The organism is Uliginosibacterium sangjuense, assembly GCF_059132465.1.
This window is the reverse complement of the sequence record NZ_CP101132.1, coordinates 3374094-3383601: the sequence shown is the minus strand read 5'-3', so window position 1 is coordinate 3383601 and position 9508 is coordinate 3374094. Positions and strand designations below refer to the sequence as shown.

General features: G+C 61.2%; 4 protein-coding genes. All 4 read left to right on the top strand.

The features are described 5' to 3' along the window. Nucleotides 1-21: 21 nt before the first annotated feature. The 4 genes from rpoB to rpsG all read left to right on the top strand — a co-directional run bounded on the left by rpoB (nucleotide 22) and on the right by rpsG (nucleotide 9414). Nucleotides 22-4155, top strand: a complete 4134-nt coding sequence (gene rpoB, locus NMB43_RS15385; protein WP_494349044.1) for a DNA-directed RNA polymerase subunit beta — start codon at nucleotides 22-24, stop codon at nucleotides 4153-4155. A 35-nt stretch (nucleotides 4156-4190) separates the two neighbouring features. Next, complete coding sequence (rpoC, locus tag NMB43_RS15380; protein WP_494349043.1) at nucleotides 4191-8405, top strand: DNA-directed RNA polymerase subunit beta'; 4215 nt, start codon at nucleotides 4191-4193, stop codon at nucleotides 8403-8405. A 136-nt stretch (nucleotides 8406-8541) separates the two neighbouring features. Continuing rightward, nucleotides 8542-8919 carry a 30S ribosomal protein S12 gene (rpsL, locus tag NMB43_RS15375; protein WP_494349042.1) on the top strand — a complete coding sequence of 126 codons (378 nt, stop codon included), beginning with the start codon at nucleotides 8542-8544 and terminating at the stop codon, nucleotides 8917-8919. A gap of 24 nt (nucleotides 8920-8943) precedes the next feature. After that, entirely contained in the window at nucleotides 8944-9414 is a 471-nt protein-coding gene (gene rpsG / locus NMB43_RS15370; RefSeq protein WP_494349041.1) for a 30S ribosomal protein S7, read from the top strand. Nucleotides 9415-9508 lie beyond the last annotated feature (94 nt).

Below are 9508 nucleotides of genomic sequence, written 5' to 3'. Positions count from 1 at the left end.
GACTCTTGACCCGGAGCATCTATGGCGTACTCCTACACCGAGAAAAAGCGCATTCGCAAGAGCTTTGCCAAGCGCGCGAGCGTTCTGAATGTACCTTTCCTGCTGGCTACCCAGTTGGAATCCTTTACTGCATTCCTGCAGGCGGATGTTCCGCCCGCGACGCGCAAGAACGAAGGTCTGCAAGCAGCCTTCACCTCGATCTTCCCGATCAGCTCGCACTCCGGCAATGCCCGGCTCGAGTTCGTGCACTACATCCTCGGTGAACCCGCCTTCGATGTGAAGGAGTGTCAGCAGCGCGGCCTGACCTTTGCGTCTCCGCTGCGCGCGCGCGTGCGCCTGGTGATCCTGGACAAGGAAGCCGCCAAGGAAACCATCAAGGAAGTGAAGGAGCAGGAAGTCTATATGGGCGAGATTCCGCTCATGACGACGACCGGTTCTTTCGTGATCAATGGCACCGAGCGTGTCATCGTGTCGCAGTTGCACCGTTCGCCGGGTGTGTTCTTCGAGCATGACCGCGGCAAGACGCATAGCTCCGGCAAGCTGCTGTTCTCGGCTCGCATCATTCCTTACCGCGGTTCCTGGCTGGACTTCGAGTTCGACCCGAAGGACTTCCTCTATTTCCGCGTCGACCGTCGCCGCAAGATGCCGGTCACCATCCTGCTGAAGGCCATCGGCATGTCCGCCGAGGACATCCTGGCGACTTTCCATGACTTCGATACCTTCGAGTTCGCCGGTCAGGATGTGCGATTCGAGATCGTGCCGGACCGCCTGCGTGGCGAAGTGGCGCGCTTCGACATCCTGGACGCCAAGGGCAACGTGATCGTTGGCAAGGACAAGCGCATCAACGCCAAGCACATTCGTGACCTGGCCACGGCTAACATCACCTCGATGCTGGTACCGGAAGATTTCGTGGTGGGTCGCGTGTTGGCGCATGACATCGCCGATCCTGAAACGGGCGAAATCCTGGCCCGTGCCAACGACGAGATCACTGAAGACCTGCTCGGCAAGTTGTCGGTGGCGGGCGTCAAGGGTTTCAAGACGCTGTACATCAACGATCTGGACCGCGGCGGCTACATTTCGCAGACCCTGCGTGCCGACGAGACGCTGGATCAGTGGCAAGCTCGCGTGGCCATCTACCGCATGATGCGTCCGGGCGAGCCGCCGACCGAAGATGCGGTCGAGGCGCTGTTCCAGGGGCTGTTCTACGCCGAAGAGCGTTACGACCTGTCGACCGTGGGTCGCATGAAGTTCAATCGGCGTGCTTACCCGGAGAAGATGGACGACAAGTCCCCCGAGTGGCTCAAGCGCTTCTACGCAACCGTCGGTGCGCGTGGCGAAGACGGTCCCGGTGTGCTGTCGAACGAAGACATCCTGGCCGTCATCGGTGTGCTGGTCGAACTGCGCAATGGTCGCGGCGACATCGACGATATCGATCACCTGGGCAACCGCCGCGTACGTTCGGTGGGTGAGCTGGCCGAAAACCAGTTCCGTGCCGGCCTGGTGCGTGTCGAGCGCGCGGTCAAGGAACGCCTCGGCCAGGCCGAGAGCGACAACCTGATGCCGCATGACCTGATCAATGCCAAGCCGATCTCGGCCGCGATCAAGGAGTTCTTCGGGTCTTCGCAACTGTCGCAGTTCATGGACCAGACCAACCCGCTGTCCGAGATCACCCACAAGCGCCGCGTGTCGGCTCTTGGCCCGGGCGGTCTGACGCGCGAACGCGCCGGCTTCGAGGTGCGCGACGTGCACCCGACGCACTATGGCCGCGTGTGCCCGATCGAGACACCAGAAGGTCCGAACATCGGCCTGATCAATTCGCTGGCTGTGTATGGCCGTACCAATCGTCACGGCTTCCTGGAGACGCCGTATCGTCGCGTCGACAGTGGCAAGGTCACGCAGGAGGTGGATTTCCTGTCGGCGATCGAGGAAGGTCAGTACATCATCGCCCAGGCCAATGCGCAGATCGGTGCTGGCGGTACGCTGGAAGGCGAACTGGTGTCTGCCCGCTACAAGGGCGAGGCCATGTTGGTCGAGCCCAGCCAGGTGCAGTACATGGACGTGTCGCCGTCGCAGATCGTGTCGGTCGCGGCTTCGCTGATTCCGTTCCTCGAACATGACGATGCAAACCGCGCATTGATGGGCGCCAACATGCAGCGTCAGGCCGTACCCTGTCTGCGTCCGGAGAAGCCCCTGGTCGGTACTGGTATTGAGCGCACTGTAGCGGTCGATTCGGGTACTACCGTGCAGGCGCTGCGTGGCGGTGTGGTGGACTACGTCGATGCTTCGCGCGTGGTGGTTCGCGTCAATGACGAGGAAACCGTGCCGGGCGAAGTCGGCGTCGACATCTACAACCTGATCAAGTACACCCGTTCCAACCAGAACACGAACATCAACCAGCGTCCGATCGTGAAGATCGGTGACCGTCTGGCCAAGGGCGACGTGATCGCCGACGGCGCTTCGACCGACCTCGGCGAACTCGCGTTGGGCCAGAACATGCTGGTCGCGTTCATGCCCTGGAATGGTTACAACTTCGAAGACTCGATCCTGATCTCGGAACGTGTCGTTGCGGATGATCGTTTCACCTCGATCCACATTGAGGAACTGACGGTCGTAGCGCGTGACACCAAGCTGGGGCCCGAGGAAATCACGCGCGACATCGCCTCGTTGGGTGAAGTGCAACTGGGCCGTCTGGATGAGTCCGGCATCGTCTATATCGGCGCCGAAGTCGACGCCGGTGACGTGCTGGTCGGCAAGGTCACGCCCAAGGGCGAGACCCAGCTGACGCCGGAAGAAAAGCTGTTGCGTGCCATCTTCGGCGAGAAGGCTTCCGACGTGAAGGACACATCGCTGCGCGTGCCCTCGGGCATGAATGGCACCGTCATCGACGTGCAGGTGTTCACGCGTGAAGGCATCGAGCGCGACAAGCGTGCGCAGTCGATCATCGACGACATGCTGCGCGGCTATCGCCAGGATCTGGGCGACCAGATGCGCATCGTGGAGCGCGATACCTTCGAGCGTATCGAGCGTCTGATCACTGGTCAGGTGGCCAACGGCGGCCCCAAGAAGCTGGCCAAGGGCGCCAAGATCGACAAGGCCTACCTGGAATCGATCGAACAGTACAACTGGTTCGACATCCGCCTGGCCGATGACGCGGTCGCGGTGCAACTGGAGCAACTGCGCGAAGGCCTGGAAAAGACCCGTAAGGATTTCGACCTGGCGTTCGAAGCCAAGAAGAAAAAGCTGACTCAGGGCGATGAGCTTCCCCCGGGCGTGCAGAAGATGGTCAAGGTGTACCTGGCCGTCAAGCGCCGCCTGCAGCCTGGCGACAAGATGGCCGGTCGTCACGGCAACAAGGGTGTGGTGTCCAAGATCGTGCCGGTTGAAGACATGCCTTACATGGAAAACGGGACGCCGGTCGATATCGTGCTGAATCCGCTGGGCGTGCCTTCGCGGATGAACATCGGTCAGATTCTCGAGACCCACCTGGGCTGGGCTGCCAAGGGTCTGGGCAACAAGATCGACGCGATGCGCCGCGCTAACGCCAACGCTAAGGAAGTGCGTGCGTTCCTGGCCCAGATCTACAGCAACAAGGACAAGGGCGAGAGCATCGACGGTCTGGCCGATGGTGAGGTGCTCGAACTGGCGGACAACCTTCGCAAGGGCGTGCCTTTCGCGACGCCGGTGTTCGACGGTGCGACCGAGGAAGACATCGACGGCATGCTCAAGCTTGCCGGCATGGATTCCGGTGGCCAGGTGACCCTGTTCGATGGCCGTAACGGCGAAGCCTTCGAGCGCAAGGTCACGGTCGGCTACAAGCATGTGCTGAAGCTGCACCACTTGGTCGACGACAAGATGCACGCGCGTTCGACCGGCCCGTACTCGCTCGTCACGCAGCAGCCGCTGGGTGGCAAGGCGCAGTTCGGTGGCCAGCGTTTCGGGGAAATGGAAGTGTGGGCGCTGGAAGCTTACGGCGCCGCCTACACCCTGCAGGAAATGCTGACGGTGAAGTCCGACGACGTGACCGGTCGTACCAAGGTGTATGAAAACATCGTCAAGGGCGAGCACAAGATCGACGCAGGCATGCCGGAGTCCTTCAACGTGCTGGTGAAGGAAATCCGCTCGCTGGCGATCGATATTGACCTCGACCGTTACTGATCCACGTTCGCGAATCCTGAGATTTGGAGTGATACATGAAGAGCTTGCTCGCTGATCTGTTCAAGCAAAGCCTCCCGAACGAGGAAGAGTTCGACGCTATTACCATCGGCCTCGCTTCGCCGGAGAAGATCCGCTCGTGGTCTTACGGCGAAGTGAAGAAGCCGGAAACCATCAACTACCGTACCTTCAAGCCGGAGCGCGATGGCCTGTTCTGCGCCAAGATCTTCGGCCCGGTGAAGGACTACGAGTGCCTGTGCGGCAAGTACAAGCGCCTCAAGCACCGTGGTGTCATCTGCGAGAAGTGTGGCGTCGAAGTCACGCTGTCGAAGGTGCGTCGTGAGCGCATGGGCCACATCGAGCTGGCCTCGGTGGTGGCGCACATCTGGTTCCTGAAGTCGCTGCCGTCTCGTCTGGGCATGGTCCTGGATATGACCCTGCGCGACATCGAGCGCGTGCTGTACTTCGAAGCTTTCGTCGTGGTTGAGCCGGGCATGACCCCGCTGACCAAGGGTCAGTTGCTGACCGAGGACGACTACCTCGCCAAGGTGGAGGAGTACGGTGACGAGTTCACCGCGCTGATGGGGGCCGAGGGTATCCGTGGCCTGCTGCGCGGCATCGACATCATGTCCGAAGTCGAGCGACTGCGTTCCGAGTTGGAAACCACCGGTTCCGAGGCGAAGATCAAGAAGATCGTCAAGCGCCTCAAGGTGCTGGAGGCCTTCCAGCAGTCCGGCATCAAGCCTGACTGGATGATCATGGAAGTGCTGCCGGTACTGCCGCCGGACCTGCGTCCGCTCGTTCCCCTGGATGGCGGTCGTTTCGCCACTTCCGACCTGAACGATCTGTATCGTCGCGTCATCAACCGCAACAACCGTCTGAAGCGTCTGCTGGAGCTGAAGGCCCCTGAAATCATCGTGCGCAACGAAAAGCGCATGCTGCAGGAAGCCGTCGACTCACTGCTCGACAACGGCCGTCGCGGCAAGGCCATGACCGGTGCCAACAAGCGCCCGCTCAAGTCGCTGGCCGACATGATCAAGGGTAAGGGCGGTCGTTTCCGCCAGAACCTGCTGGGCAAGCGCGTTGACTACTCGGGCCGTTCGGTGATTACCGTGGGCCCGCAGCTCAAGCTGCACCAATGCGGCCTGCCGAAGCTGATGGCGCTGGAACTGTTCAAGCCCTTCATCTTCAACAAGCTGGAGCTGATGGGGCTGGCTACGACCATCAAGCAGGCCAAGAAGCTGGTTGAATCGCAAGAGCCGGTGGTGTGGGACATCCTCGAAGAGGTGATCCGCGAACATCCGGTCATGCTGAACCGCGCGCCGACGCTGCACCGTCTGGGTATCCAGGCTTTCGAACCGACGCTGATCGAAGGCAAGGCCATTCAGCTGCACCCGCTCGTCTGCGCGGCGTTCAACGCCGACTTCGACGGTGACCAGATGGCCGTCCACGTGCCGCTGTCGCTGGAAGCCCAGATGGAAGCCCGCACCCTGATGCTGGCCTCCAACAACGTACTGTCGCCCGCCAACGGCGAGCCCATCATCGTTCCGTCGCAAGACGTGGTGCTGGGCCTGTACTACGCGACCCGCGCTGGCGTGAATGTGCCCGGCGAAGGCATGGCCTTCGTTGACGTGTCCGAGGTGAAGCGTGCTTACGAATCCAAGCAGATTTCGCTGCACGCCAAAATCTCCGTGCGTATCCGCGAAGTCGAGGTGAGCGAGTCGGGTGAGAAGACCGAGAAGATCACGCGCTACAACACAACGGCTGGCCGTGCGTTGCTGAGCGAGATCCTGCCCGCGGGCTTGCCCTTCAGCGTGATCGACAAGGCGCTGAAGAAGAAGGAAATCTCGCGCCTGATCAACACCAGCTTCCGTCGCTGCGGATTGCGTGAAACCGTGATCTTCGCCGACCGCCTGATGCAGTTCGGTTTCAGTCTGGCAACCCGCGCCGGTATCTCCATCGCAGTCAAGGACATGCTGGTTCCGAGCGCCAAGGAAAGCATCATCTCGGCCTCCGAGCACGAGGTGAAGGAAATTGCCCAGCAATACGCGTCCGGTCTGGTGACTGACGGTGAGCGCTACAACAAGGTGGTGGATATCTGGGGCCGCACCGGCGACCAGGTGGCCAAGGCCATGATGGAGCAGCTCGGCCAGGAAGACGTCATTGACCGCAACGGCAACAAGGTCAAGCAGGAATCCTTCAACTCCATCTACATGATGGCCGACTCCGGCGCCCGTGGTTCCGCTGCCCAGATCCGTCAGTTGGCGGGTATGCGCGGCCTGATGGCCAAGCCGGATGGCTCCATCATCGAGACGCCGATCACCACGAACTTCCGCGAAGGCCTGAACGTTCTGCAGTACTTCATCTCGACCCACGGTGCGCGTAAGGGCCTGGCCGACACGGCACTGAAGACCGCGAACTCCGGCTACCTGACGCGTCGTCTGGTCGACGTGACGCAGGATCTGGTCGTGACCGAAGATGATTGCGAAACCACCAACGGTTTCGTCATGAAGGCGCTGATCGAAGGCGGTGAAGTGGTTGAGCCGCTGCGTGAGCGCATTCTCGGTCGCGTGACTGCCGATGACATCGTCAATCCGGAGACGCAAGAGTCCGTGATCTACGCCGGCGATCTGCTGGACGAAGACGCCTGCGACCTGATCGACGCGTTGGGTATCGACGAGGTGCGCGTACGTACGCCGCTGACCTGCGACACGCGTTACGGCCTGTGCGCCAAGTGCTACGGCCGTGACCTCGGTCGCGGCAGCCTGGTCAACGCGGGTGAAGCGGTCGGTGTGATCGCGGCCCAGTCGATCGGTGAGCCCGGCACGCAGCTGACGATGCGTACTTTCCACGTCGGTGGCGCGGCTTCGCGTGCAGCGGTGGCGAGTTCTGTCGAAGCCAAGTCGGCCGGTTCGATTCGCTTCACCGGCAACATGCGCTACGTGACCAATGCGAAGGGCGAGAAGATCGTCATCTCGCGTTCGGCAGAAGTGCTGGTCGCGGACGACATGGGCCGCGAGCGCGAGCGTCACAAGATCCCGTACGGCGCGACCCTGCAGGTCGACGACGGCGACACGATCAAGGCCGGCAAGCAACTGGCGACCTGGGATCCGCACACCCGTCCGATCATCACCGAGTACTCGGGCTTCATCAAGTTCGAGAACGTGGAAGAGGGCGCCACGGTCGCCAAGCAGATCGACGAAGTCACCGGTCTGTCGACCCTGGTGGTCATCGACGCCAAGCGTCGCGCCGGTTCGGCTTCGTCCAAGGGCGTGCGTCCGCAAGTCAAGCTGCTGAATGCCGCTGGTGAGGAAGTCAAGATCGCCGGCACCGAGCATGCGGTGACCATCACCTTCCAGGTCGGCTCGCTGATCACGGTGAAGGATGGGCAGGAAGTGTCGGTGGGTGACGTGCTGGCCAAGATTCCGCAGGAATCCGCCAAGACCCGTGACATCACCGGGGGTCTGCCGCGCGTGGCTGAACTGTTCGAAGCCCGTGCTCCGAAGGACGCCGGTGTGCTGGCTGAAGTGACGGGTACCCTGTCCTTCGGCAAGGACACCAAGGGCAAGCAGCGCCTGGTGATCACCGAGCCGGATGGCACGGTGCATGAGACGCTGATCCCGAAGGACAAGCATGTGCTGGTGCACGATGGCCAGGTCGTCCAGCGTGGCGAACTGATTGTTGACGGTCCGGCCGATCCGCACGATATCCTGCGTCTGCAGGGAGTCGAGGCGCTGGCTCGCTACATCATCGACGAAGTGCAGGACGTCTATCGTCTGCAGGGCGTGAAGATCAACGACAAACACATCGAGGTGATCGTTCGCCAGATGCTGCGTCGCGTGATCGTGGTCGACCCGGGCGATACCAAGTTCATCCGCGAGGAGCAGGTGGAGCGCTCCGAAGTGCTGGATGAGAACGACAAGATTGTGGCCGACGGCAAGATCCCGGCGCAGTACGAATACATGCTGCTCGGTATCACCAAGGCTTCCCTGTCGACCGACTCCTTTATCTCGGCGGCGTCCTTCCAGGAAACGACCCGCGTGCTTACCGAGGCTGCCATCATGGGCAAGCGCGACGAGCTGCGCGGTCTGAAGGAAAACGTCATCGTCGGCCGTCTCATCCCGGCCGGCACCGGTCTGGCCTACCACCGCACCCGTCGGGCGCAGTCGGCGGGCCTGGACTTCGGTGGCGACATTCTCGGCATGTCCGGGGAAACCATTGTCGAAGGGGCAGAAACCCCCGAGGCTGGTTGACGAGTCTCGCGGGGGTTCTTATACTCCCGCGTCTTTAGTCTGAGGCGGCTACCCTTGGTAAGGTAGTCGCCTCATGTGTTTGACTGCGGCCCAATGGCGGAATCCTCTGCCTGGTGGTGCGGTCCGAGGGAAAGTAATGCCAACCATCAATCAACTCGTTCGTAAGGGCCGTGAAGCCACGGTCACCAAGAGCAAGGTGCCGGCGCTGGAGTCCTGTCCGCAAAAGCGTGGCGTGTGCACCCGTGTTTACACCACGACCCCGAAGAAGCCGAACTCGGCGCTGCGTAAGGTCGCCAAGGTGCGTCTGACCAACGGTTTCGAAGTCATCTCCTACATCGGCGGTGAAGGCCACAACCTGCAGGAACACTCGGTTGTGCTGATCCGCGGTGGTCGTGTGAAGGACTTGCCGGGTGTGCGTTACCACATCGTGCGCGGTTCGCTTGACTTGCAAGGCGTCAAGGACCGTAAGCAGGCCCGTTCCAAGTACGGCGCGAAGCGCCCGAAGAAGTCCTGATTTTGACGAAGAGAGGAGATTGATATGCCCCGTCGTCGTGAAGTACCCAAGCGCGAGATTCTGCCGGATCCGAAATTCGGTTCGCAGGACATCTCCAAGTTCATCAATGTGCTGATGATTGGCGGCAAGAAGGCTGTCGCCGAGCGCATCATCTATGGTGCTCTGGACCTGATCGCCACCAAGTCCGGCAAGGATGCGCTGGAAGTGTTCCAGTCCGCCCTGTCGAACGTGAAGCCGGTCGTCGAAGTGAAGAGCCGCCGCGTGGGTGGTGCCAACTACCAGGTGCCCGTCGAAGTGCGTCCGAGCCGTCGTATGGCCCTGTCCATGCGCTGGCTGCGCGAGGCAGCCCGTAAGCGTTCTGAAAAGTCGATGGCCCAGCGTTTGGCTGGTGAGATCATCGAGGCTTCGGAAGGCCGTGGCGCCGCGATGAAGAAGCGTGACGAAGTGCACCGCATGGCGGACGCCAACAAGGCGTTTGCTCACTTCAGGTTCTGATTGGAAGTCGTCAAAAGAACCTTCGGGCCCTGCAAAGGGCTCGATTGCTTTTAACGAATCGACCGCAGACTGCCTGATTCCCGCAACCTGATTG